We start from the raw sequence: 22,885 nt of genomic DNA, 5'->3' as shown, positions 1-22,885 counted from the left end.
GCCTCCGCCGGACAGCCCGGGACCAAACCCGCGCCCTCGCCCTTCTCGGCCTCACGTGATCAAAAGGGACGAGGCCCGACTACGCCGAGGCCCTGCGCCACGCCCGCCTTGGCCTGCGCATTGTCGCCGGCGATGAAGACGTTGGGCCGGCCCTTCTCCAGGACATTACGGAAAACGGTGTTGAATGCCTTCACCACGCTCGCACTGGCCGGGGCCACCTTGGCGACTTCCCGCGCGATCGACGTCTCCTCGCTGTGGGCCAGTCCGTCGAACGTGGCGTTGAAGGGGTTGCTGATGTCGACGATGACCTTGCCCGCGAGGGCGTCTCCGTATTCGGCGACGACCGGAACGACACCGTCGTACAACAGGGCCGTGATGACGATGTCCCCGGCCGGGACGGCGCCCCACTTGCCCGTCGTCGCGCCGCCGCCCAGAGCCTTGGCCAGGTCATCGGCCTTGGATTGATCGCGTCCCATGACCTCGACGGTGTTGCCGCCCGCCACCGCGAGCGTGCCGATGGTACGGGCCATGTTCCCCGTACCGATGAGGGTGATGCTGCTCATGAGGTGTGCTCTCTTCCTGTTCTCAAGGTGTCGCTTCAGATGGCGGTGGTGCCGCCGTCGGTGACCAGTTCCAGGCCGTTGACGTAACTGGAGTCGTCGGAGGCGAGGAACAGGGCGACGGTGGCGATTTCTTCGGGGCGACCCATCTTTCCGCGGGGGATGAGGGACTCGAATGCGGACTTGCTTGCCTCGTCGAACAGTTCTTCCTGTTTGGCGGTGGCGACCTGGCCGGGGGTCAGGACGTTGACCCGGATCTTGCGGTCGCCCAGTTCGTTGAGCCAGACGCGGGCCCAGGCCTGCTGGACGGCTTTGCTTCCCGCGTAGAGGCTCCAGCCGGGGAAGGCGCCGAGGGAGGCGTTGGATCCGGTCATGAGGATCGAGCCGTTGTCGTTGATCAGCGGCAGCGCCTTCTGCACGGTGAACAGGGTGCCGCGCGCGTTGAGCCAGAAGGCGCGGTGGAACTGTTCCTCGGTGATCTCGCCGAGGACGGCGGGTTCGCCCATTCCGGCGCTGGCCCACAGCACGTCGATCGAGCCCTTTTCCCGCTTGACGGTGTCGTACAAGCGGTCCAGGTCGTCCAGTTCGGCCGCGTCACCCTGGACGGCGGTGACGTTGCGGCCGATCACCTTGACGGCGTCGTCCAGTGCTTCCCGCCGCCGGGCCTGGATGAAGACGTGCGCCCCTTCCTCGACGAACAGTTTGGCGCCGGCCAGTGCCATGCCGGTGGATCCGCCGGTGATCACCGCTACCTTGCCATCGAGCTTTCCCACGGTCACTCCATTGAATTGATGGGTATCCGAAAAAGTGTGCCCATTCCGGGCCTGGGCCCGGCTGTCAAGTTCCGATGTCGAATTCTTGTGCCGAATTCGCTTCGACCCCAATAGGCCCCTATTCAGGCTGCCATTGGCCTGAGTGGGTGTCCAAGACTTCTTTTAGCGGTGGTGATACCCTGAAGGCATTACCGGACTGGGAGACGCCATGGATCTGGATCTGCGCAAATTGCGTTACTTCGCCGCCGTGGCCGACCAGTTGCACTTCGGCCGCGCAGCCGATGAGCTGCATATCGCGCAGCCGGTGCTCAGCCGGCAGATCCGCGCGCTCGAGCAGGATCTCGGCGCCTCGCTGTTCACCAGGGATCGCCACGGCGTAGCGCTGACCGACGCGGGCCGACAGCTGCTGGCCGATGCCGGTCCGCTGCTCGCCTCCGCGCACGCGGTCCGCCGCCGGGTGTCCGTGGCAGCCCGTGGCAGCCGGCGGCTGATGGTCGGTTTCCGGGCCGGCATCCCGGTCATCCCGGCGGCGCGGGCATTCGAGGCCCGGCACCCGGACGTGGTCGTGGACGTGCAGCGGATCGAATGGGACGAGCAGGCCCCGATGCTGCTCGACGGCCGCATCGACGTCGGCTATGTGCGGCTGCCCATCGACGAGGCCGGCCTGCACGTCACCCCGCTCTACACCGAGCCGCGGGTGGCGGTGCTGCCCGCCGGCCACCGGTTGGCCGGCAAGGAGGAGGTCACCGAGGCCGACCTGGCCGGCGAACCGCTGGTCTGGCATGCCGACCCGAGCACGCAGCCCACCAGGCGCCCGCACCCTAACGCCGGGTACCTGGTGCGCGGGGTGGACGAGACGCTCGAGCATGTCGCGGCCGGCCGGGGCATCTCGTTCCTGGCCCGTTCGGCGTCCGTGTTCTACTCACATCCGGAAGTCGTCTATGTGCCCATCCCGGATCTGGCGCCCGACCAGGTGTGTCTCGCGGCGGCGGCATCGCGCACCTCGCCGGTGGTCGATGACTTCTTCACCGCGGCTCAGGCGACGGCCGAGATCACGGCGGAATGTGGGAACCATGAAATGTGGCAGCTTGGAAGCGATGCCGTTTCAAAGCGCGGTTGAGCAGGCCGACTGACAACAGCAGGGCCAAAGCTCGGTCTGGTGCGGTGCGTCGCAAAGCGCCGAAGTGCCCGCAGGGCGGTTTCCTGTGGGCACTTCGGCAACGCGGCGAGGTGCCGCCCGCCTCGGCAGCGGCTGATGTCGGCTCAGAGGCTTGATCCACCGGTGGCGTCGATCGTCTGCCCGGTGATCCATCGGGCGCCGTCGCTCGCGAGATAGCTGATGATGTCGGCGACGTCCTCGGGGGTGCCGATCCTGCCGAACGCGGACACCTTGGCCGCACCGTCCCGGGCGCCTGGTGCGTCGATCCAGTCGGCGTTGAGGTCGGTGTCGATGATGCCGGGCGCAACCGAGTTGACGGTGATCCCGCGCCCCGCGAGCTCCGGGGAGACCGCGTGCAGGACTCCTTCCAGTCCGGTCTTGGAGGCGGTGTAGGCGAGGTGGGTCGGTGCCGCGACGCGGGTGTAGCCGGTGGAGACGGCGATCACGCGGCCGTTCTCGTTCAAGGAGTCCGCGAGGTGGTGGAGCAGGAACAGCGGCGCGGTGAGGTTGACCGCCTGCACTCGGGCGTACGTATCGGGGTCGAGTTCGGTGAGGGTCTGCGCACCGTTGATCCCCGCGTTGCTCACGAGCACATCGGTGCCGGTGAAGTCGTGCTCGCTCACCGCGCGAGTCCACTCCCGCGCTATCGCGGCGGACGCGGCTTCGCCTTCGGCGAGGTCGGCCTGGATCAGCACCGGAGTCGCTCCGAGCGCCCGAACGCGCTCGGCGGTCGTCTCCGCGGCGGCCTGGTCGTGGCCGTAGTGGATGCCGACGAGCGAGAAGCCGTCGCGGACGAGGGCTGCTGCCGTGGCGGCGCCGATGCCTCGGGACGCGCCGGTGATCAGAGCTGTGGATCGGGTCATGATTCCCCCGTAGTGATCGTTACGAAATACGTGCGTGGGATACCGTAGCAGTCACTATGGAAATGACGCGCAAGGCAGGACGCCCACGGGCGTTCGACCCCGACGAGGCACTGCGTCGCGCCCTGATGGTCTTCTGGGAGCGCGGCTACGAGGGCGCGAGCATGACCGCGCTGCAGGAGGCGACCGGGCTGACCGCACCGCAGCTCTACCGGGCGTTCGAGTCCAAGGAGCGCCTGTTCGAGCGGGTGGTGCGGCTGTACCAGGACGAGTACGGCTTCGGCATCCGCTCGGGCATCCCGCTCGCCGAGGCGGTCGTCGAGTATCTCGACCGCGCGGCCCGCGAGTTCACCACCGGACCCGGCCGCGGATGCCTCGTGTCAACCGGCCTGCTCGCGACCGGACAAGACGCCCGGGCCGCCGCGGCGATCTGCCGGGCGGAACGCGATCACGCTCTTACCGGTCTGCGCCAACGCGTCGCCGACGCGGTCGCGCGGGGGGAACTTGCCGAGACAGCCGATGCCGCTGGGCTCTCCCGCACCATCGGGGCACTGATCCAGGGCATGTCGGTTCAGGCCCGAGACGGGGCCGGATACGAGGAACTGGCGCACATCGTGACCGCGGCGCAGACACTGCTCGCCGCCGCCTCCAAGGGCTGAGAACCGGGGTGGGTCCGAGGTGGGCCCTCGGTCTCACGCCCAGCGCAGTCGGTTGCCGGTTGAGTTGCGGGACAGGAAGAGGGTGAGATACGCCTGCCCCGCCATGGCGCCGATGCGGTGTTCGCGCCCGTAGTACGTGTTCTCCGAGGTGGCGCCGTAGGTGCGGCCGTCCGTGAAGCGTGACATGAGGGAGAGCTGTGCGTTGTTGTGCAGCCGTTCCCACTTCGCCGCGGCCGGGTCGATGCCGGTGTCCTGGCCGGTGAGGGTGACCAGGAGGTCGAAGTTGCCGAAGTAGAAGGGGAAGTGCGTGCCCCAGTCGTTGCCCTCGGGGTAGTAGATCTCCGCCGAGTTCTCGCGGTAGATCGGGCTGGTGCCTCCGCCGGGCAGCGGGAAGGGCTTGTCCACCAGTGCGGCGTAGGTGTGGGTGATGTTGTGCAGGGCGGCCTTCGGAGCCGCCCGGTTCGCGAGGCCGAAGACGAAGCCCTGGTAGAGGCTCTGGTCGAACGCCACCATGTACAGGGGATGCAGGCGTGCGTGGTTGTGAAGTGTTCCGTCGTCGGCGATGTTCGTGCCCCGCAGCCAGGTCGACAGCCGGATGCCGTTGATCGTCCTGTCGCTGGTCAGATCGGCCGGTCTGGCCGCAGCGGCCAGCAGGAGTTCGACGTTGCGGCGCGTCCAGCGGGCTGCGTTGGGGTGGTTCGGCATCATCACCGCGGCCAGCGAGAGCGCGGCGGCGCTCCAGTTGTCCTCCTCCGCCTTGCTGTCGCCGGGAGTGACGACAGTGCCGTCGCGGCGGGTCATGTAGAGCTGCTCGCCGCCGGTGCCGATGAGGTGGACATCGTTGCCTGTGGTCAGCCGGTCGGCCTCCCAGACCAGCATGGCGGCCAGGTGATCGCGCTCGTCGGCGGCCAGCCTGTCCCAGAACAGCCAGCCGGCCAGCGCGGTGTAGTACGCCCACAGGGCGGTCTGCCAGCCGTTGCCCCAACGGGTCGCGGTGTCCGTGTTGTTGGCCCGGTGCCGGGCGGCGAGCGTACGGATGAGATTCCGGGTCCGGATGGTGGCGTTCGCGGCCGAAAGCGTCCGGGGGTCGTACGTATCGGTGACCAAGGCCGTGGTCGCGGCGACCGCGGCCATCGCGGGCAACCGGACGGCCCGCTCGTCGGTTCCCTTGAGGTCGATGTAACCGTCGGGAAGGTAGCGGGTGTACGTGGCGGCGTACCAGGGTCCGATCAGATACCGCGAACTCCCCGCGAGGATCGCCGTCACCCTCTTCCCGGCGGCATCGGCCCCTGGATACGACCCCAGACCGGGCCAGTTGACGGGGACGACGCCGCTGCCGTCCGCCGCCAGGGCGGTGCCCGTCGTCCCGGCCCCGAATACACCGGTGAGTCCGATCGCGCTTGTCGCTCCGAGGAAGCGACGTCGGGAGAGTGCAGGCAGGTCGGACATCGGCGGACTCCTCCTCGCGAGGGGCATGCCGGTCCGCTGGGGGCAGCGAGCCCGGAGGAGGTTCTCACCGGACGGCCGTGCCGCCGTCAGACCTCCCGATCATGCCCACGACAGAAAGCGCTCTCTGAGCATCGCCAGGCAGGCACCGGCCGTCAAGGGGGCGAGCAGTCCGGCCCCCTCCCCGCTCGTGCGGACCCGGTCGAACGGGGATCTACCGCGGGGATGTCAGGAAGCCGCCTGTGTCGCGTCGTGTCGGTCCTCGGTGGCGATGGCCGTGATGACGCGGGTCAGTGCGCCGTGTGCCCGTGCGGAGCTGATCCTCCCGGAGAGCGCGCCCCGGGCCAGAGCGTCACCGGCGCCGATGATCACGTGCAGACCCGCCGCGTCGATCGGTCCGGAGAGGGGTTCCAGCGCCTCGCGGCACATGGCGAGGTAGGCGTCCTCGGCTTCCTGACGCAGTCGGCTCAGGGTGGGCGAGCCCGCGAGTGCGGCGACCACATCGGCCAGCTCCCGCCCCTCCGCGAGACAGCAGTCGATGTACGCCCCCGCGACGACGCCCGCCACCACCGGCAGTTCGGGTCCGGCGTGGTCGAGCGCGACGCCGAGCATCTCGCGCTGATGAGCCTCGAACTCGCGGTACAGCTCGGCGAGGACCCCGGACCTGTCACCGAAGTGGTCGTAGACCAGCGGCTTGGTCACCCCCGCCCGCTCGGCGAGTCGTCCGAGAGTGAACTCGTCCGTACCCATGTCCCGGATGAGTTCGCGTGCCACTTCCAAGAGCTGGGCGTGACGCTTCTGCTTCGACAGGCGCCGGCGCGGGGTCGCGGCGGAGGGGTCGGGCATCATGACTCCTGCCAGTATCTACCTTTAGTAACTTACTTGTAGTAGTCTACTCCAAGTAGCTTTCGATCGCGAAGCGAGAGGACACGCGATGCCCACGCACATCAGACGCCACCCGGAGGTTCCGATGCACTCGTGCCCTGTTCGCGGCACGACCACCGAGGAAGGACGCGCCCTGTGAGGCCAGGACCCGTACTCTTCGCCGGCGGATCAGGCGTGGTGGGGCGCGCCGCCCTCACCTGGTTCCGCAAGCGCCACCCCGACGTCCCCGTGCTCGTCGGCGGCCGGAACATACAGCGAGCGCATGAAGCGGCCCGGGAGACCGGCGCCACGGGAGCGGTCGCCATCGATCTCGACCGCGCTGGCATCGGCCTCGACGACAGCAGCGATGTCTCGGCGGTGATCGCGCTTGCCCCCGACCACGCGCTCCATGGGCTGCGCTACGCCCAGGACCAGGGCATCCCCTATGTGAGCGGCAGCACCTGGCTGGCCGAGGCCGGGGCAGAGATGGCCCTGTTCGCCCACCGGCCCACCGTCCCCGTCGTGCTCGCCAGCCACTGGTACGGCGGCAGCGCGATGTTCCTCGCCCTGCGGGGCGCCGAAGAGTTCGACACACTGCGCACCATCAGAATCGGGTCGGTGCTCGACGAGCAGGACGCGACCGGTCCCGCGGCGACCGAGGACATGGAGCGCAGCGAAGGTTCGGCCGCGGCCCTGGCTCTCGAACACGGCAGGCGCGTATGGCTGGCCGGCGACGCCGCGAAGGGCAAGGTCCAGGCCATCGACGGCCGCGTGCTCGACGCCGACGCCTACGCTCCCCTGGACATCGTCAGCCTGCACGCCGCCACCCAGGCGGACAGCATTCGCTTCGACCTCGCGGTCAGCACGTCGTCGAGCCGCCGCCGCGGAGGCCCCATCGCCGCGGAAGTCACTGTCGAGCTTGAGGGTGAGGCGGACGGCAGGCCCCACGAATCACGCACCACCCTCGAATTCGCCGGAGGACAGGCATCGCTCACGGGCCTGAGCGTCGTACTCGCCCTGCCCGCTGTCCTCGGCCTGGACGGACGTACCCCTGCACAGCCCGGGATCCACCTTCCCGAGCTGCTGTCCGGCACCGACTGGTTCCTCGGCCAACTCCGCGACGCCGGTGCGACGATCCACGAAAACCTCTGACCGGTCGACGGTCGACCCGGGCGGTCAGGGGTTGCGCGGAATCACCAGGCCGGATTCGTAGGCGAGTACCACGAGTTGGGCGCGGTCGCGGGCGTGGAGCTTGGCCATGGCACGGTTGATGTGGGTCTTGGCGGTCGACGGGCTGATGACCATGCGGCCGGCGATCTCGTCGTTGGACAGGCCGTGGGCGACCAGGGTGACCGCCTCGCGTTCACGGCCGGTCAGCTCGTCCAGCCCACTGCCGACGCGGGTGGCCGGCGGCTGGGTGACGTACCGGTCGATGAGCTTACGGGTGATCGTGGGCGCGAGCAGGGCGTCTCCGCGGGCGGCGACGCGTACGGCGTGCAGGAAGTCCTCCGGGACGATGTCCTTGACGAGGAAGCCGGCGGCGCCGGCACGCAGCGCGTCGAGAACGTACTCGTCCATGCCGTAGTTGGTCAGCATGACGACGTGTACGCCGGCCAGGGCCGGATCCGCGGCGATGGCCCGGGTCGCTTCGATGCCGTCCACGAAAGGCATCTGGATGTCGATCAGCACGACGTCGGGCAGGTGCTTCCGGACGAGCGCCAATCCCTCTGCGCCGTCAGCCGCTTCGGCCACCACCTCGATGTCGTCTTCGAGGTCGAGCAGCGCGCGGAAGCCGCTGCGGATGAGCGGCTGGTCGTCGACCAGCAGGACCCGGATCACGAGGCTCCGTTCGTGGGGAGTTCGGCCTGGACGGTGAAGCCGCCCGCGCCGCACGGCTCGGTGTGCAGGTGGCCGCCCAGGGCCGTGACGCGTTCGCGCATGCCGAGCAGCCCGAGGCCGCGTGTCGGCTCGGGGCGCGGGGTGGCTGTCCCGTTGTCGTCGACGCGGATGGCGAGGGCGTCCGGCCGGTAGCCGATCAGCACGGAGGCGGTGGTCGCCGCGGCGTGCCGGGAGACGTTGGTGAGCGACTCCTGAACGATCCGGTAGGCGGTGCGGCCCACGGCGACCGGCACGGTGGCCGGGTGTCCTTCTATCGTCAGCGTCGTCTCCAGGCCGGTCATCCGGAACTGCTTCACCAGGTCGGGGATCTGGTCGAGTCCGTGCGGTGGGGTGGTGGTGTCGTCGCGCAGGGCCTCCAGGGTCACGCGCAGCTCCCGGCTCGCCTCCCGGCCGGCTTCCTGGATCGCGAGCAGGGCCTCCGGCACCTGCTCGCCCCGCCGCCGGGCCACGTGGACGGCGACCTCGGACTGCACCTTGATGACCGAGATCTGGTGCGTGAGCGAGTCGTGCAACTCCCGTGCGATGCACAGCCGTTCCTCGTCGGCCCGGCGCCTGGCGGTCTCCTCGCGGGTGCGCTCGGCTTCGTCCGCCCGCCGTTCGGCCTGCCGCACCGCCTCCCCGGCTGCGAAGGCCGCGATCAGCCAGGCGATCTCCAGGGTGTTCCGGGCCTGCGTCACGGCGTCGCGTACGGGCCCGTCCCCGGAGACCAGTGCGGTGAGGAGAAGCACAGGCGGCAGGCCCACGGATGCGGCCAGTGCGACGGTGCGGTGCCCGGCGCGTACGGCACTGTAGACAGCGACCAGATAGGAAACGGCGAGCACTTCGAACCCGGCCGTCTGGTAGGCCACCGCTGACAGTCCGGCGACAGCCAGGACCACGAGCGGTGCCCGGCGGCACGCGGCCAGCGCCAGCCCGCCGACCGCCAGCAGGGCGGAACCGAACAACTCGCGGCCCCCGGCCGGGTGCGGCCCGGACAGCCCGGTGCCCAGCAGCAGCGCTGTCACGCCCATGGCGACCGACCAGTCGGTGACCCCGGCAGGGACAGCGAACCGCCCTTTGTTCATAGGCGCACCGTAACCGGTCGCGGTGGTGGGCGAGTCCGTCTCATGAAGGAGCGGCCGGCTACCGCGTGTGCGGGTGTCCACGTTCCGCCTGCCGCGTCCGCGGTATCCGGATGCGGCGGCGACGGCAGCGGGAGGTTCCCACGTCTGCTGGACGACCGGCGGCGAGTCCGGGGCGCATGCTCAAGGCAGACGGAGAAGGAGGAGAGCTGTATGAGTGCTTCAGCTGTGCTGATGGTGGCCGCGGAGGGCGGGATCATCGGCGACGGGCGGACCGGGGCCAACCTGGCCCTCGCGGTGGGGCTGCTCGGCCTGGTGATCGGCCGGCTGGCCCAGGTCCGCGCCGGTGGCCGGATCGGCATCGGCAACGCTCGCACCGGCGGGATGTCGGCCATCGTGGTGGGGATCGTCGGCGTGGTCCTCGCGGTGCTGCACCTGGCCACCTCCAGCGGCGGCCCCGGTACCGGCAACGGGCTCGTCGGCGCCATCGTGGCCGTCCCTCTGGGGCTGGGCGCCGTGTTCCTCGGTTACCGGGCGCTGACCCGCTCTCGCGGCTCCGGTCGGCCGATCGAATGACCGTCTGCGCGTCCGCCGGCCGGCCGCCGGCCGCACCCGTGGCGGCGCCCACTCCAAGGAGCTCACCGAAACGGGGACCGTCAGGCGGAGGCGTGGGGGTGGTTCTGGTCGCACCAGGCTCGGGGTGAGATTCCGTAGGTCTGCTTGAAGATCTTGCTGAAGTGTGAGGCGTTCGCGAAGCCCCACTTGCGTCCTGTGGCCGCGATGGTCCGCAGCCGCCCGTTGGGGCCGGCGAGTTCGCGTCTGCATTCGGCCAGGCGGCGGGTACGGATCCAGTCTCCGAGGCTGATGCCCGAGCGGGACAGCACGGCGTAGAGGTGGCGTACGGAGATGCCGTGGGCGGCGGCTATCCGTGCGGCCGACAGATCGGGCTCGGCCAGGTGCTCCCGGATGTAGTGAGTGACCCGTCGGGTGAGCGTCGCCTCCAACGGCCCTTTGGCCAGGGTGGAGTTGCCGTGCTGGGACGTCAGCACGGCGCGAAGGAGTTCGACGCTGGGTGCCACGACGGCATCGGCGTCGGCACCTTGGAGCAATTCGCCGGTGACGGCCAGTTGGGAGAAGTAGCTGAAGGCGAGGCGCGCTACGGGGTTGTCGGATCCCAGGGGGACCGCGGTGATGTCTCGCAGCAACCCGTCGGGGAGCGCGAGTGCCGCGCGGGGGAAACGGATGAAGCGGTGGTCGACTCCCTCGTCGTAGAGAAGCGAGTAGGGAGCGATCGACTCGTAGACCGCGCAGTCCCCCGGCCCCAGCAGCGCCTCGCGACCGTTCTGAACCACCACGCTGCTGCCCGCCATCTGAACACCCAGGGTGACGGCCGGCTCCTCGTCCTCCCGTGCCAGCCGCTCCGTCCGGCGGAGGGTGACCGCCGTCGCCCGCGCCCAGCAGATCCTGATCGGCCCGGCGGAACCGAGCCCGATACGTACGGAGATGTCCTCAGCCGGCGGGCCGTGGTCGATATCGACCGCCACCATGGACTCCCACACCGCGTTCCGGACCACTTCCTCCCGGTCCCGCGGCGCAATGAACGCGGTGTCCAGAACCGGACTCATGAGACGGCCCCCCGCCCGCCCCGGTCATGGTCCCGGCCCGGCACCGCCTCGGCCCGCTCGCCCACAAGACCCCCTCGACATGGCCGGTTCCCAACATCAGTCTGGCTCGATTCCCTCTCGCTGTGCAACAGCTCCGACGGGCACTCACCTGATGCGGCGTCGACTTGAGGCGGTGCACCACTGACACAGTTCCCTGCGCGGATGACAAAGTCCGAAGCCGACCATGCCCCTAAGGTCCATGCACGAGGCCAGAGAAAGGGGCGTCACACACCCTCCGACCTGTGCGGAAGCGCCCCTTGTGGGGCGAACGACCGGCACACCCGGCGAACGGGCCCGGCTACCATCCCCCTCGGATGGGCTTAAACCGGCCATGACTCGCGGGCTTTACCTTGCCGCCGCTCTCCCGCTCAGGACCTGGGTGGTCGGCGCGTGGAACACGGGGCCAGGTCTGCGGTGTCGGACTCCGCTGCCGCGCCGTGGGGCTGTGTCCTTGAGTCCTGCGGAGTCGATCAGGAATAGGACGCGGTTCTTCGTCAGGTCGGGGCCGCCGCGAACGGCCGCTTATGTCCGACATCTTCAAGGGTCTCGATAATTCGCGCCCGGACGGGCGGTGGTTCCTGATAGCGAGGGTGTCAAACATGTCTGTTCGGTTTGAGGTACTTGGACCTCTTAGGGCGTATCAGTACGACCGCCCGGTCGGCCTCGGATCGGTCAAACAACGTCTTCTGCTTGCCACCCTGCTCGCCAAGGCAGACGAACTGGTCACCTCGGAACAACTGATCGACGTGCTGTGGAGGCACGAGCCTCCGGCGTCAGCCGCGTCAAACCTGCGATCCTACGCCCGTGGGTTGCGCACGGTGCTGCGCAGCGACTCCTGGGACGGTCTGCCTCCCGCTCGCGGCGGCTACATCTTGCGTCTGCTGCCGGGCCAACTCGATCTGGAAGTATTCGACAGGGCCACCGCTCGGGCCAAAGCAGCGGCCGCCGCCGGTGACTCGGTCGTCGCCAAGGCCGAATGGACTCGTGCACTCAGCTTGCGGCGCGGAAGCCCTCTGTCCGGCTTGCCTCACCATTCACCGTTGGCCGAGTGGGTCGCTCGTATCGAGGAAAGGTATCTCGCCGCCGAGGAGGACTACGGCGAACTACTCCTCAGCACCGAAAACTGGATGGACGCGGTTCAGCGAATGCGTCAGCTGCTCGACCGAGCTCCCCTCAGAGAACGAGCCTGGTGCCAGTTGCTCACAGGACTCTACGAAATGGGCAACACGACCGACGCTCTGGCTGCTTTCCGCCAGGCCCGCAAGATATTCGCGACGGAGACCGGACTCGAACCCGGTCCCCAGCTGACGCAGTTGCACGACAACATCCTGAACCGACGCCCGCTCGCCGCGAGACAGGAGAAGAGCCGACCCACCGAGCGTCGGCAGAAGCATCCCCATACGCTTGTGATACCCCGTCAGCTCCCGCCGCTCACACATGCTTTCGTCGGGCGAAGGGAGGAGATCGCGCAGCTCGACGCGAGGCTCACCCCTTCGCCACAAGGCGCCGAACTGACAGCGATCACCGTGGTGTGCGGAATGGCCGGCGTCGGCAAGACGACCTTGGCTGTGCGGTGGGCGCACCAGACGTCCAATTCCTTCCCCGACGGCCAGCTCTATGTGAATCTGCGCGGCTACGACAAGGACTCCAAGCTGGCGCCCTTCGATGTTCTCAGAGATTTTCTGGACGCACTCGGTGTGGCACAGACCAGGATCCCTGCCACGCTGGAGGGGCGCACCGCTCTGTTCCGGAGTCTGCTGGCGACCCGACGGATTCTGCTGCTCCTTGACAACGCGGGTGACGCCGAGCAGGTTCGGCCCCTTCTACCCGGCGCCGGACGCATCACCGTGGTGGTGACCAGTCGCGACCAGTTGCACGGTTTGATCGTTTCGGAAGGCGCCCATGCCCTTCCTTTAGCGACCCTGTCCCGGGACGAGTCCGGGGAAATGCTGCGACTCCGACTCGGCGAGAAGCGAACCTCCGGTGATCGGGAATCGCTGGACGCCATCGCCACGACGACCGGCGGACTTCCCCTGGCACTGTCCGTGGTTGCCGCGCGTCTGGCCAGTGACCCCGATGTCTCGCTGGAGAGCGTTGCCGCGAACCTTCGACGGAGCCAGAACCGCCTCGACGCCTTGGCCGTCGGTGACGTGCGGGGCTCCTTCTGGTGGTCCTACCGAAGCCTGTCGCTCGATGCCGCGCGTGTTTTCCGGCTGCTTGGGCTGCACCCGGGTCCGGAGATCGGTGAGGAGGCCGTCTCTGCTCTCGTCGGCAGTCCCATTCATGTGGTCAGGCAGAATTTGCGCGAGCTGACAAGGCTTCACCTGCTGGACGAGATCCGTCCGGGCCGGTACACCGCCCATGACTTGCTGTGGGGCTACGCGGTCGAACTGCTGCGGTCCTCCGAAGCACACGACAGCCAACGAGCCGCTCGCGACCGGATGTACGACTTCTACCTTCACCGCTCCCACTCGGCCGCCGTGTGCCTGCAACCTCAGTGGCTGACTTTCACCCCTCATCCGCCGGTGAGCCCCGGCTCCTACGCGCCACCGAGTGACCAGGCCGAGGCGCTGGCCTGGTTCGGAACAGAGTTGGATGTACTCACCCGGCTGGTCCGCCAGGGGACGGAGGGCGGTTACGGAATGCACGCCTGGCAGTTGGCCTGGGCACTCACCGCCTTTCTTGCCCCCAAGGGTCTGTGGCAGCTCCAATTCACCGTCCAGCGTCTGGCGCTCTCCGCCGCTGAGCAGAGCGAGTCCATGACCGGGCAGGCGACGGCCCACCGGCTGCTGGGCCGGGCGATGACCCGCCTGGGCATGTTCGTGGAGGCCGAGGAGCATCTCAAACATGCCCAACTCAGATATGAGCAGGCTCGTGATATGCGAGGAACAGCACAGGCCTTGCACAACAGAACCGAAGTATCCTTCGTTACCGGAGACCGGCAGGCGGCTCTCGTCCACGCGAGGAAAGCGCTGCGGCTCCATCGGCTCGCGGGTCACGCCCCTGGAGAGGCACGGACACTGAACTCGATCGGCTGGGTCTCGGCCGTGATCGGCAACTACGCGCAGGCCGTGGACAGTTGTGAGAAGGCTCTGAAGATCCAAAGGCAGATCAACGATGTCAACGGCCAGGCCGCCACGCTCGACACCCTGGGTTACGCCTTTCATGGCCTGGGCCGCTGGGATGAGGCGGTTCACAGTTATCGGCAGTCGGTGGCTCTTTTCCGTGATTCCGCGGACCGCTACCACGAGGCGGAGACTCGCGTCCGCCTTGGGGAGACCCTCGAAGAGATGGGGGAGGTCCTCGCCGCGGTGGCGGAGTGGCTGGTCGCCGCTGAGATCTTCGACGAGTTGCAGGACCCCGCCGCCGACGACGTACGACGTCATCTCGCCCGGGTCGACGGCGCCTCCTCGGAGCCGGGTCAGCACTTCGGTGTTCTCCGCTGACGGCCGGTAGATCACCGTCTCCCCACCTCCCGTGCGGGTGACAGGTGCACCGGCCGCGCGTTGTCAGGCGGCAACGACCCCGGTCACACCCTTGGACCGCAGGAGCGCAGCGATTCCCGCGGCGCTGCCGGCCTCCTTGAGTGCGATGTCGTCGAGTTCAACGGCGTACATCTTCTCCAGCGTGAGACTGAGTTCGACGGTGGCCAGAGAGTCGAATCCGAGACCCTCGAAGCCGGTCTCCGTGGTGGAGTCGGCCGGGACCTCGAAATGCTCGATGAGGTGGTCGAGGATCTGGCGCTCCAGCGATGTGGCGCTCGTGCTCATGGTGATGTGCTCCTTACGGTGATCGAGGTGGGTGTTCGGGAAGCTCACAGCGGCGTGATGTCGGGCCAGGTAAGGGCCACGGAGCCCCAGGTCAGTCCGCCGCCGAAGGCGGACATGAGGATGCGGTCGCCGGGGGCGAGCCGGCCCTGCCGGGCGGCGTGGGCGAGGGCGAGGGGGATGGATGCCGCAGACGTGTTGCCGACCCGGTCGATGTTGACGACGGTGCGTTCGACGGGAATGTCCAGCTGTCCGGCCAGCGCCGTGAGGATGCGGGCGTTGGCCTGGTGTCCGACAAGGTGGTCGACCTCGTCGGCCGCCCAGCCGACCCGGTGGAGAAGGGTGGTGGCGGATTCGCCCATGCGGACGACGGCCTGCCGGAAGACCGCTGGTCCTTCCATGGTGAAGTAACGGTCGGCCTCGGGCATGTCCGCGGTGATGGGGTACCGGGAGCCACCCGCGGGGACGCGGATGAGGTCCTTGTGCGCACCGTCGGAACCGAGGTGGGCACCCAGCAGGGCACCGGGTCGGTCGGTGTCCTCCCGGGCGGCGAGGACGACAGCGCCGGCACCATCGCCGAAGATGACGCCGGTGGTGCGGTCGTCGGGGTTGAGGATGGTCGAGTAGGTCTCGGCACCGATGACCAGCACCGTGCGCGCCTGTTGGGCGACGATCTGAGACTGGCCGATGGCCAGGGCGTAGAGGAAGCCGGAACACACGGCCGCGATGTCGTAGGCGGGTACCGGTCCGAGTCCGAGGCGTGAGGCGACGTCGGGGGCGGTGGCGGGGCACGGGTGATCTGGCGTGGTCGTCGCCAGCACCACGACATCAATGTCGCCGGGGGCTGTACCGGCGGACTTCAGCGCGCGCAGGCCGGCCTCGGTGGCGAGATCGCCCGTGGCGGTGCCTGGCTCGGCCCAGTGCCGGGTACGGATACCGGTGCGGGAAGTGATCCACTCGTCGCTGGTGTCGAGCCGGGCGGCGAGCTCCTCGTTGGTGACCAGGCGTGGAGGGAGATGGGTGCCCAGTCCGATCACTGCGGCGTGCATGCTGTGCTCCTTTCACGCGTTGCCATGGTGAGGAACGCGTCGTTGTCCTGGGCCGAGCCGACCGATACCCGTACGCCCTCGTGGGCATAGGTCCGCACGGCGATTCCCGCGGAGGTGCACAGGTCACCGAACGCGGCCGACACGTCGCCGAGGGGCAGCCACAGGAAATTTCCCTGACTGTCAGGTACATCGAATCCCGCGGCCAGCAGGGTGTCTCGCATCCGGGTGCGTTCCGCGACTGTCGCGTCGACGTGCCGCAGGAGTTCGTCCTCCAGCCGGAGTGCGGCGAGCGCCGCCTGCTGGGCGACGGTGCTCACGGAGTAGGCGAGGAGCACCTTGCGCAGCTGCCCGACGCTGTGCGGGGCGCCAAGGAGGTAGCCGATGCGAAGACCGGCAAGTCCGTAGGCTTTGGAGAAGGTGCGGGTCACCACAAGGTTGGGATGGGTGTCGAGCAGAGCGATGCCGCTGCACGCGGCCTCGTCACGGACGTACTCGAAGTACGCCTCGTCGATGACCACCAGGCAGGTCGCTGGTACTCGGGCCAGGAACTCCTTGAGTTCCGGCAGACCGAGGACAGTGCCGGTGGGGTTGTTGGGGTTGCAGACCAGGACGAGCCGGGTGGCCTCGGTGATTCGATCGGCCAGGGCGGTCAGGTCGTTGTGGCCTCTGGTCAGGGGAACGGGTACCGGCCGGACTCCGGCGACTTCGGCGAGGACGGGATAGAGCTCGAAGGAGCGCCAGGGATGGACGACTTCGGCACCGGGTTCCGCGACGGCCTGGATGAGAGCTTGCAGCAGGGAGACGGATCCGGCACCGACGAGTACCCGATCGGGATCGACGCCATGCCGACGGGCGATCTCCCGGGTGAGTTCGGCACACTCGGGGTCGGGATAGCGGTTGACCGTGGCTCCCGCCGCGGCGATCGCCGCGACCAGACCGGGCAGGGGATCGCGCGGGGATTCGTTGGCTGACAGGGGACGAGCGGGTATCGCGGCGTAGACGCCCTCGGTGGGCCGGTAGCCGGGGATCGAATCGAGGACGGCGCGGAGTCTGGGGCCGGGCGCGGTATTCCTAGGCATGCCGCTCCTGGTCTCGTGCGGCCGACCGCAGAGCAGCCACCACGTCCACGATCAGGTCCTCCTGCCCGGCCACCGCCTGACGGCGGCCCAGCTCGAAGAAGACGTCGCGCGGGTCGATGCCCTCCCGCCCGGAGATCTCCAGCACTCGGGTCTTGAACCCGGAGAACACCCCCGACAGACCGCTGACAACACCCACGGAGTCGATGCTCGGAGGAGCCTTCATCAGCTCGCGCCCGGCGAAGTCGGTGGCGTCCAGCAGCCGGTACAGGTCGATGCCGGTGGTGTGTCCCAGCCTCTCCAGGACCGGCACCACCACCTCAAGTTGCGTATTGCCGGCGCCCGCGCCGAACCCGCGCGCACAAGCGTCGATGATCTCCGCGCCCGCTTCCACGGCCGCCACCGAATTCGCGACCGCCATACCGAGGTTGTTGTGCCCGTGGAACATCACCGGCACATCGACCGCCGCCCGGATCGCGGCGACGCGCGCGGTGACGTCGGCGGGAAGAAAGTGGCCCGAGGAATCCAGGATCCCCACCCCGCGCGCCCCGAACTCCACCAGTCGCGCGCACTGCTCGGCCAGCTCATCGGGACCGGCCATGTGGCTCATCAGGAGCACACCGTGGGCCTCGACACCCCGCTCGCTGAGGTGACCCAGGTGCCGTTCGGCGAGATCGGCCTCGGTGCAGTGGGTGCCGATCCGCACCACGTCGACACCGTGGGCGATCGCCTTGTCCAAGTCCTGGGCGCGCCCCCAGCCGGGCAGCATGAACACACCCATCCGACTGTGCGTCAGGGCCTCCCTGACCACCGACAGCATCTCGTCGTCACTGAGCCGTGCCCGTCCCACTTGGAGTGACGAGGCGCCCAGACCGTTGCCATGTCCCACCTCGACCACGGGTATCCCCGCCGCGTCCGCCGCGGCCGCGTAGGAACGCAGTTGCGCCGCCTCAAGTTGATGGCGGACGGCGTGGTGGCCGTCCCGCAGCGTCGGATCGTGAATCAGCACATGGCTCATGACGTCTCCGCGTACGCGCTGGACAACTGGACGGCCGCGTACCGTTCGGCGACATACAGTGCGGCGGAGTTGATGATGTCGAGGTTGCCGGCGTAACGCGGGATCCGGTCGCCGGAGGCGTCGACCTCGACAGCGATGAGTGCCTTGCCGTCTTTGACGGAGCAGGCGGTCACGGTGTAGCCACCGACGAAGGCGCGCATCTCCCGCGCCGTCGAATCCACCGCGGCGCGGACCGATTCCGGCGACAGTTCCTCCCCCAGCAGGGAAATGGCGACCCGAAAAGTCACGGGAGGCCGAGCCGGGCTCAGGTTGACCATCACCTTGACGTCCTGGATCCCGCTGAACTCCCGGACCGCGTCCTGGGTGGTCTCGATGTACTCGTCGAGGTTCAGCCGGGTGGAGCGGCCGATGCTCGGGCTGGCGGCGGTGGTCACCACCTCCGCGTACTCGATCGAGTGGTGGCGCGCGAGGGCGTGCAGCACCGGAATCGCGGCCTGCCCGCCGCAGCTGACCATGTTCACGTTCCGGTGGGACAGCGCGTCCAGCCCGTTGACGGTCGGAATCACCATTCGCCCGACCTGACTCGGAGTCAGGTCGACCAGCAGAGCGCTGAACGGGCTCAGCAGCTTCGCGTGCTCGGGGTGCGCCAGCGCATTGGTGGCGTCGAACACCACGTCGAACGGTGTGTCGTTCTCGATCAGTGAGCGAATGCCGTTCGCCGCGACCGGCAGGCCCTCCTTGGCCAGGCGCCTCAGGCCCGGGGTGCTCTCGTCACGGCCCACGACCAACCCCAGGCTGAGTCGGTCCGAGCGTGAGATCTTGGTCGCGAGATCAACGCCGATCAGTCCGGCACCGATCACCGCGGCGGACAGCCGTCCTCTCTGGTTCATGCCCCTGCCGCCTTCTCTCCGGCGCGACCGCCGGCCGATTCCCCTACAGTGAGCGACACCGAGCCCAGGGACGCGAAGGACGCCTCGACCGCGAGGCCGGGTACCAGGTCGACAGCCTCGGCCCAGGAACCCGCGAGCACCAGGTCACCTGCTCCGATCCCCTCGCCGAAGGTGTCGAGGATCCGCGCCAGGAAGGCCACGGATTCGGCCGGATGTCCCATCACCGCCGAGCCGTACGCCGTCTGCGTCCGCTCCCCCGTTTGGAAGATCAGGTGCTCGGCTGCCAAATCGACCCTGCCGGCGGGGCCGAAAGGCACCTCGGGACCGACCACGACCAGCGCGGAGGACGTGTTGTCGGCAACCGTGTCCACCAGCTTGATCCGCCAGTCGGCGATCCGGCTGTCCAGCACCTCAAGCACCGGATGGACCGCGATGGTCGCGTCCAGGACGTCGGCCGCGGTCACCGAACCGCCCCTCAGATCTTCCCCTACCCGGAACGCGATCTCCGCCTCGACCTTGGGGGCGATGAACCGCGCCGCGTCCAGACACGCCCCGTCCTGAAGCAGCATCCGGTCAGTCAGATGACCGAAGTCCGGGTGATCGATCGCGAACGCCTTCTGCATCACCTCACTCGTGACACCGATCTTGTACCCGACCAGCTCCGCGCCGTCGGCGACTTCCATGGCGCGCAGTTCACGCTGCACCTCGTAAGCGTCCGCGAGGGTCAGCTCCGGGTGGCGTGCCGAGAGCGGCTCCACCGGCTCGCGCTCCCGGGTGGAGGCCCACAACTGTGCCGCGAGTTCCTGGTACATGAAACGTGTGGCCGACACCGTCATCAGCTCGGGTCCTTTCGTCGGGTCGGCCACCTACTTGGCCGCGATGAACAGACGGCTGCCGGGCATGGGCTGCGGCACACACGTCACCGACGAGAACCCCGCGGCTTCGAACTTCCCCAGCCACTCGTGCTCCTCGGGCAGTCGGATGTCCATGAAGTTGGCGTGAAGGTACGTGAACAGCGCGCTGAACTTCCGCTCCCTGCCCGGCGCGTAGGAGACCGCGTCCACGACGGCCATGAAGCCGTCGCGCGCCAGCCCTTCGCGGCAGCCGGCCAGTACCTTGCGGAACACCGTGTCGTCCTCGACGACGTCGTGCATGACAAAGCACGCCTGGACGGCGTCCGCCCCGTCCACCGGGGAGACGTCGTCCATGAGCGACTCGATGGGGCGCTCGGTGACCTCCAGCCGGTCCGCCACACCCGCCCGCACGGCGGCCTCCTTGGCCGCGGCGCAGGCCGCTCCGCTGATGTCGAGGGCGACACCGGTGCGAGCCGGATCCTCCAGCAGGAGTTTGATCAGCAGGCGCCCCGCCCCGGCGCCGAGGTCGGTGATTCGACGCGCGCCTGAGGCCCGGACATGCTCGTACACCCCCTGATAGAAGCCCCGTTCACCCACCCAGCGGGAGCTGACGGCGACTCTTCGGCCGTCACGGGAATGCACCCGTCCGGCTCCGTCCCGGTCCGCCAGGAACGACCGGGCGTTCTCGATGAACGGATAGTTCGCACCGACCGACCAGGACACATACCCTGCCTCGTACCGTCGGTCCGCGTAGTCGTCCGCGGGCCGGTAGTGCCCCGCGGCGCCCGTCTCCACGACCAGGCCGGCCGCGACCAGTGCGGTCAGATACTGCTTGAGGCCGGCCGTCGGCAGGTCGGTGTGCCGGGCGAGTTCATCGATGCCGAACACGTCGCCGGCGTCGAGCGTCTGGTCCACGCCCAGTTCGGCGCCGATCTGGAGCAGAGCCGCGGTAGCCGCGATGTCGGCGGCTTTGTCCAACGGGGACTCCGGTGGGGAACTGAGTGGAGACGGCCGACTCATGTCTTCTCCTCCTACGGGGGTGTCGGCGACGCCGACGAGCGACTTGCGGTGCGAATCCGGCAGCGGGCAGACGTCCTTCTCCCGCATTCCGTCAACTGGCTGCCCAGGCAGGCTGAAATGTTCTGTACGGTCCGCAGCGCCCGCACTGTCGGTCGGTCCGCAATTGCAGGCGTCTACTCATTCGCCGTTCATTGTTCTCTGTGTTTCCTTGACGGTACATGCGGTCCCCGTCGGGCGGTGCATGACGCAGATACAATTCCCGTACAACACGAAAGGCAGGCACTGCTCACGGTCTTGGGTCGCCCGCGTTCCCCGTCACGTTCAGAAGGGCTCCGACGCTGCCCACGACCTCCCGTTCGTGGGAGTGCAGGAAGAAGTGGTCCCCGGGGAAGAGACGCAGGCGGAACTCTCCTGAAGTCAGGTCGCGCCAATGGCGCGTGGAGTCCCCCATGGAAAGGCGGTCCGAGGATCCCCCGAAAGCCGTCACAGGGCATTCGAGCTCGAAATGTCTGTCCCATTCGTAAGTGTCATAGAGCCAAATATCGTACTTCATCATGGGGTAGACCAACGCCTGTACTTCTTTGCTGCCGCGTATGATCTCCGGAAGTCGCAGGGAATCGTTCCAGGCAGCGAAGAAATCCTTTTGGCCGAGACCGTGCAGGGGCGTCGCCTTCTCACCCTTGTGCGGAGCCACGCACCCCGACACCACGAGGTGGTCGATCGGGACACCGTGAAGCATGAGCTCCACGGCGGTCTCGTAGGCCAGCAGAGCGCCGAGGCTGTGCCCGAAGAGGACGGTCGGCACGCGAGGCAGAGCCGCGATCTCTCCGGCGATGAGTTGGGCCACGTCCAGCAACCCCTCCGAGGGCACCGCACCTTGGTGTCCGGTGACCCTGCCCGGCGGGTCCGCGCCGAGCAGTTCCACCGCGGGCGGCAGCCTCGCTCCCCAGTTCCGGTAGACCGTGGCGGCGGCGCCGGCGTACGGCAGACACACCAGCCGTACGCCGGCCCCGGCCTCACCACTGAATCGGGTCAGCCGGGAGGACACCCGGGTCATCTGGGCACTGGGCGCCATACGCCCCCATCCGACGGAGGGCAGCCGACTGCCGTACGCCCGCTCAACGCAGGCTCTTCGGTGTTATGTCGGTCCACACCTTCTCGATGTGGTCCAGGCACTCGGACTTCTCCCCGGAGAAGCCGACGGTGTGCCAGCCCTCCGGCGCCTCGCGGTGATCCAGCCAAATCGAGTACTGCTCCTCGTCGTTGACGACGACCTTGTAGCGATCCGTGCTCTCGGACATGTTCTCCCTCTCCCGTATCTTGTTTCGTATCCTGCATCTCGGGTCAAACTGGTCCATCTGCTCCGGGGGCCGGGCAGGGTTCAGCCGCGCCGGTCGAGCCAGTGCCTCAGCAACTCGCCCAGGGTTTCGCTGTGTTCGACCGCCATCAGTTCGCCATGAGTGGACGGCATGGACATGACGCTCAGTTCTCCGGTGACGTAGGGCTCCCAGTCCTGTTCCGGTGCCCTCCCGACGGGGACGGGGTCCAGCGCGGCCCGGATCAACAGCGCGTCACCGTGGAAGGTCTCAGGACGATGCAGGCTGAGCAGCTGAAGATTGTTGGTCACAACCCCCCGGACAACGGCCTCGGCCCGCTTCTGGTCGGCCGCGTCGTCCACCGGGCTGATCAGCCGGCCCACGGTGAAGTCGGGGCCGGCCGCCTCCGCCATCACGCGCTCCACTTCCGCGAAGTCCCCCACCGCGGCGGAGGCTTCGTCATCGAGCACCGGGTAGCTGTCCAGCATGATCAGGGCACCGACCTCCTCGCCCCGCCGCTGCGCCTCCACCGCCATGGCGTGTGCCACCACGCCGCCCATCGACCATCCCAGCAGGTGAAGCGGTCCCTGCGGCTGCACCTCGCGCGCCCGGTCCAAGTAGTCGGCGGCCATCTCCGTCAACGTGCCGGGAAGCATGGCATCCGTCGAGACGTCGAGCCCTCGGGCCTGGAACGCGTGAACCGGGCGGCCGGATCCCAGCATGCGTGGCACACCCGAGTAGCACCATCCGAAGCCGCCTGCCGGGTGGACACAGAACAGTGGTGGCTCATCTCCGCCGGTCCGCAACGGAAGCATCGTTGACGCGGCCCGCGCGCCTGCCCCCTCCTCAAAGGTGGTGGCGAGGAGGGCGGGGGTGGGGAGGTTGAACAGGTCGGCGACCGTCACGGGCCTGTGGAGTTTCTCACCGACCTGGGTCACCAGCCGGACAGC

22 protein-coding genes and 1 pseudogene are annotated in these 22,885 nt (G+C 68.3%); 5 read left to right on the top strand and 18 right to left on the bottom strand.

From position 1 onward, the window contains the following. Nucleotides 1–65 precede the first annotated feature (65 nt). Together ACFWV8_RS36020 and ACFWV8_RS36015 are read right to left on the bottom strand one after the other, a co-directional pair. Nucleotides 66–563: pseudogene (locus ACFWV8_RS36020) on the bottom strand (NADPH-dependent F420 reductase); the annotation flags it as partial. 35 nt (nucleotides 564–598) lie between these two features. Then, nucleotides 599–1,333: an SDR family NAD(P)-dependent oxidoreductase gene (locus ACFWV8_RS36015; protein ID WP_384214305.1), complete on the bottom strand. Its 735-nt coding sequence runs from the start codon at nucleotides 1,331–1,333 to the stop codon at nucleotides 599–601. Between the two features lie 208 nt (nucleotides 1,334–1,541). Here ACFWV8_RS36015 and ACFWV8_RS36010 point away from each other — a divergent pair, with 208 nt between their 5' ends. After that, complete coding sequence (locus ACFWV8_RS36010) at nucleotides 1,542–2,453, top strand: LysR family transcriptional regulator (RefSeq protein ID WP_384214303.1); 912 nt, start codon at nucleotides 1,542–1,544, stop codon at nucleotides 2,451–2,453. Between the two features lie 143 nt (nucleotides 2,454–2,596). Here ACFWV8_RS36010 and ACFWV8_RS36005 read toward each other — a convergent pair whose 3' ends face one another. Continuing rightward, nucleotides 2,597–3,355 carry an SDR family NAD(P)-dependent oxidoreductase gene (locus ACFWV8_RS36005; RefSeq protein WP_384214301.1) on the bottom strand — a complete coding sequence of 253 codons (759 nt, stop codon included), beginning with the start codon at nucleotides 3,353–3,355 and terminating at the stop codon, nucleotides 2,597–2,599. 62 nt (nucleotides 3,356–3,417) lie between these two features. Here ACFWV8_RS36005 and ACFWV8_RS36000 point away from each other — a divergent pair, with 62 nt between their 5' ends. After that, complete coding sequence (locus ACFWV8_RS36000) at nucleotides 3,418–4,011, top strand: TetR/AcrR family transcriptional regulator (protein WP_384214299.1); 594 nt, start codon at nucleotides 3,418–3,420, stop codon at nucleotides 4,009–4,011. A gap of 33 nt (nucleotides 4,012–4,044) precedes the next feature. Here ACFWV8_RS36000 and ACFWV8_RS35995 read toward each other — a convergent pair whose 3' ends face one another. Beyond that, on the bottom strand, nucleotides 4,045–5,460 hold the full coding sequence (locus tag ACFWV8_RS35995; protein WP_384214297.1) for a hypothetical protein: 1,416 nt from the start codon (nucleotides 5,458–5,460) through the stop codon (nucleotides 4,045–4,047). Between the two features lie 225 nt (nucleotides 5,461–5,685). After that, nucleotides 5,686–6,303 carry a TetR/AcrR family transcriptional regulator gene (locus ACFWV8_RS35990; protein ID WP_384214295.1) on the bottom strand — a complete coding sequence of 206 codons (618 nt, stop codon included), beginning with the start codon at nucleotides 6,301–6,303 and terminating at the stop codon, nucleotides 5,686–5,688. Between the two features lie 174 nt (nucleotides 6,304–6,477). On the opposite strand from ACFWV8_RS35990, the gene ACFWV8_RS35985 reads away from it, so the two are divergent. Then, the gene (locus ACFWV8_RS35985) at nucleotides 6,478–7,473 is read left to right on the top strand and encodes a saccharopine dehydrogenase (RefSeq protein WP_384214293.1); all 996 of its coding nucleotides are present in this window, start codon (nucleotides 6,478–6,480) and stop codon (nucleotides 7,471–7,473) included. 24 nt (nucleotides 7,474–7,497) lie between these two features. Here ACFWV8_RS35985 and ACFWV8_RS35980 read toward each other — a convergent pair whose 3' ends face one another. Together ACFWV8_RS35980 and ACFWV8_RS35975 are read right to left on the bottom strand one after the other, a co-directional pair. Next, entirely contained in the window at nucleotides 7,498–8,160 is a 663-nt protein-coding gene (locus ACFWV8_RS35980; RefSeq protein WP_384214291.1) for a response regulator, read from the bottom strand. Continuing rightward, the gene (locus ACFWV8_RS35975; RefSeq protein WP_384214289.1) at nucleotides 8,157–9,284 is read right to left on the bottom strand and encodes a sensor histidine kinase; all 1,128 of its coding nucleotides are present in this window, start codon (nucleotides 9,282–9,284) and stop codon (nucleotides 8,157–8,159) included. Before ACFWV8_RS35975 ends, ACFWV8_RS35980 begins: the two co-directional genes overlap by 4 nt. Before the next feature lie 210 nt (nucleotides 9,285–9,494). On the opposite strand from ACFWV8_RS35975, the gene ACFWV8_RS35970 reads away from it, so the two are divergent. Next, nucleotides 9,495–9,857 carry a DUF6223 family protein gene (locus ACFWV8_RS35970; protein WP_384214286.1) on the top strand — a complete coding sequence of 121 codons (363 nt, stop codon included), beginning with the start codon at nucleotides 9,495–9,497 and terminating at the stop codon, nucleotides 9,855–9,857. A gap of 80 nt (nucleotides 9,858–9,937) precedes the next feature. Here the strand turns inward: ACFWV8_RS35970 and ACFWV8_RS35965 are convergent, their stop codons facing one another. Then, a complete protein-coding gene (locus ACFWV8_RS35965) occupies nucleotides 9,938–10,906 on the bottom strand; it encodes a helix-turn-helix domain-containing protein (protein ID WP_384214284.1) in 969 nt (322 codons plus the stop codon). Between the two features lie 563 nt (nucleotides 10,907–11,469). Between ACFWV8_RS35965 and ACFWV8_RS35960 the strand changes: the two genes are divergently transcribed. Then, on the top strand, nucleotides 11,470–14,391 hold the full coding sequence (locus ACFWV8_RS35960) for a BTAD domain-containing putative transcriptional regulator (protein ID WP_384214282.1): 2,922 nt from the start codon (nucleotides 11,470–11,472) through the stop codon (nucleotides 14,389–14,391). Between the two features lie 63 nt (nucleotides 14,392–14,454). Here ACFWV8_RS35960 and ACFWV8_RS35955 read toward each other — a convergent pair whose 3' ends face one another. The 10 genes from ACFWV8_RS35955 to ACFWV8_RS35910 form a co-directional block, all read right to left on the bottom strand. Next, on the bottom strand, nucleotides 14,455–14,715 hold the full coding sequence (locus tag ACFWV8_RS35955) for an acyl carrier protein (RefSeq protein WP_384214280.1): 261 nt from the start codon (nucleotides 14,713–14,715) through the stop codon (nucleotides 14,455–14,457). A gap of 44 nt (nucleotides 14,716–14,759) precedes the next feature. Then, nucleotides 14,760–15,761 (bottom strand): beta-ketoacyl-ACP synthase III, encoded by a 1,002-nt coding sequence (locus ACFWV8_RS35950; protein WP_384214278.1) that lies wholly within the window; start codon nucleotides 15,759–15,761, stop codon nucleotides 14,760–14,762. Then, complete coding sequence (locus tag ACFWV8_RS35945; protein ID WP_384214276.1) at nucleotides 15,746–16,840, bottom strand: histidinol-phosphate transaminase; 1,095 nt, start codon at nucleotides 16,838–16,840, stop codon at nucleotides 15,746–15,748. Before ACFWV8_RS35945 ends, ACFWV8_RS35950 begins: the two co-directional genes overlap by 16 nt. Then, nucleotides 16,833–17,855, bottom strand: coding sequence for a 4-hydroxy-2-oxovalerate aldolase (dmpG, locus tag ACFWV8_RS35940; protein WP_384214274.1), 1,023 nt, complete (start codon nucleotides 17,853–17,855; stop codon nucleotides 16,833–16,835). Before dmpG ends, ACFWV8_RS35945 begins: the two co-directional genes overlap by 8 nt. After that, nucleotides 17,852–18,745, bottom strand: coding sequence for an acetylating acetaldehyde dehydrogenase (locus ACFWV8_RS35935; protein ID WP_384214272.1), 894 nt, complete (start codon nucleotides 18,743–18,745; stop codon nucleotides 17,852–17,854). The genes dmpG and ACFWV8_RS35935 overlap by 4 nt, the downstream gene beginning before the upstream one ends. Further along, nucleotides 18,742–19,581, bottom strand: a complete 840-nt coding sequence (locus ACFWV8_RS35930; RefSeq protein ID WP_384214270.1) for a 2-keto-4-pentenoate hydratase — start codon at nucleotides 19,579–19,581, stop codon at nucleotides 18,742–18,744. Before ACFWV8_RS35930 ends, ACFWV8_RS35935 begins: the two co-directional genes overlap by 4 nt. Nucleotides 19,582–19,611: 30 nt before the next feature. After that, a complete protein-coding gene (locus ACFWV8_RS35925; protein ID WP_384214268.1) occupies nucleotides 19,612–20,619 on the bottom strand; it encodes a methyltransferase in 1,008 nt (335 codons plus the stop codon). Between the two features lie 286 nt (nucleotides 20,620–20,905). Continuing rightward, nucleotides 20,906–21,676: a thioesterase II family protein gene (locus ACFWV8_RS35920; RefSeq protein WP_384214265.1), complete on the bottom strand. Its 771-nt coding sequence runs from the start codon at nucleotides 21,674–21,676 to the stop codon at nucleotides 20,906–20,908. 61 nt (nucleotides 21,677–21,737) lie between these two features. Then, entirely contained in the window at nucleotides 21,738–21,920 is a 183-nt protein-coding gene (locus tag ACFWV8_RS35915; protein WP_329392209.1) for an MbtH family NRPS accessory protein, read from the bottom strand. Nucleotides 21,921–22,000: 80 nt separating this feature from the next. Then, entirely contained in the window at nucleotides 22,001–22,840 is an 840-nt protein-coding gene (locus ACFWV8_RS35910; RefSeq protein ID WP_384214261.1) for an alpha/beta fold hydrolase, read from the bottom strand. Nucleotides 22,841–22,885: the final 45 nt, after the last annotated feature.

The sequence above is a fragment of the Streptomyces sp. NPDC058665 genome (genome assembly GCF_042714995.1).
Classification (GTDB): domain Bacteria; phylum Actinomycetota; class Actinomycetes; order Streptomycetales; family Streptomycetaceae; genus Streptomyces.
The sequence above is the reverse complement of the archived record's forward strand: the minus strand, read 5'-3'. Positions and strand labels throughout refer to the sequence as shown.

Bases quoted from the DNA above. Each gene is read 5' to 3' on its own strand.
- ACFWV8_RS36010 (WP_384214303.1), top strand. From the start codon at position 1,542: ATGGATCTGGATCTGCGCAAATTGCGTTACTTCGCCGCCGTGGCCGAC.
- ACFWV8_RS36005 (WP_384214301.1), bottom strand. From the start codon at position 3,355: ATGACCCGATCCACAGCTCTGATCACCGGCGCGTCCCGAGGCATCGGC.
- ACFWV8_RS36000 (WP_384214299.1), top strand. From the start codon at position 3,418: ATGACGCGCAAGGCAGGACGCCCACGGGCGTTCGACCCCGACGAGGCA.
- ACFWV8_RS35995 (WP_384214297.1), bottom strand. From the start codon at position 5,460: ATGTCCGACCTGCCTGCACTCTCCCGACGTCGCTTCCTCGGAGCGACA.
- ACFWV8_RS35990 (WP_384214295.1), bottom strand. From the start codon at position 6,303: ATGCCCGACCCCTCCGCCGCGACCCCGCGCCGGCGCCTGTCGAAGCAG.
- ACFWV8_RS35975 (WP_384214289.1), bottom strand. From the start codon at position 9,284: ATGAACAAAGGGCGGTTCGCTGTCCCTGCCGGGGTCACCGACTGGTCG.
- ACFWV8_RS35970 (WP_384214286.1), top strand. From the start codon at position 9,495: ATGAGTGCTTCAGCTGTGCTGATGGTGGCCGCGGAGGGCGGGATCATC.
- ACFWV8_RS35965 (WP_384214284.1), bottom strand. From the start codon at position 10,906: ATGAGTCCGGTTCTGGACACCGCGTTCATTGCGCCGCGGGACCGGGAG.
- ACFWV8_RS35960 (WP_384214282.1), top strand. From the start codon at position 11,470: ATGTCCGACATCTTCAAGGGTCTCGATAATTCGCGCCCGGACGGGCGG.
- ACFWV8_RS35955 (WP_384214280.1), bottom strand. From the start codon at position 14,715: ATGAGCACGAGCGCCACATCGCTGGAGCGCCAGATCCTCGACCACCTC.
- ACFWV8_RS35950 (WP_384214278.1), bottom strand. From the start codon at position 15,761: ATGCACGCCGCAGTGATCGGACTGGGCACCCATCTCCCTCCACGCCTG.
- ACFWV8_RS35945 (WP_384214276.1), bottom strand. From the start codon at position 16,840: ATGCCTAGGAATACCGCGCCCGGCCCCAGACTCCGCGCCGTCCTCGAT.
- dmpG (WP_384214274.1), bottom strand. From the start codon at position 17,855: ATGAGCCATGTGCTGATTCACGATCCGACGCTGCGGGACGGCCACCAC.
- ACFWV8_RS35935 (WP_384214272.1), bottom strand. From the start codon at position 18,745: ATGAACCAGAGAGGACGGCTGTCCGCCGCGGTGATCGGTGCCGGACTG.
- ACFWV8_RS35930 (WP_384214270.1), bottom strand. From the start codon at position 19,581: ATGACGGTGTCGGCCACACGTTTCATGTACCAGGAACTCGCGGCACAG.
- ACFWV8_RS35925 (WP_384214268.1), bottom strand. From the start codon at position 20,619: ATGAGTCGGCCGTCTCCACTCAGTTCCCCACCGGAGTCCCCGTTGGAC.
- ACFWV8_RS35920 (WP_384214265.1), bottom strand. From the start codon at position 21,676: ATGACCCGGGTGTCCTCCCGGCTGACCCGATTCAGTGGTGAGGCCGGG.
- ACFWV8_RS35915 (WP_329392209.1), bottom strand. From the start codon at position 21,920: ATGTCCGAGAGCACGGATCGCTACAAGGTCGTCGTCAACGACGAGGAG.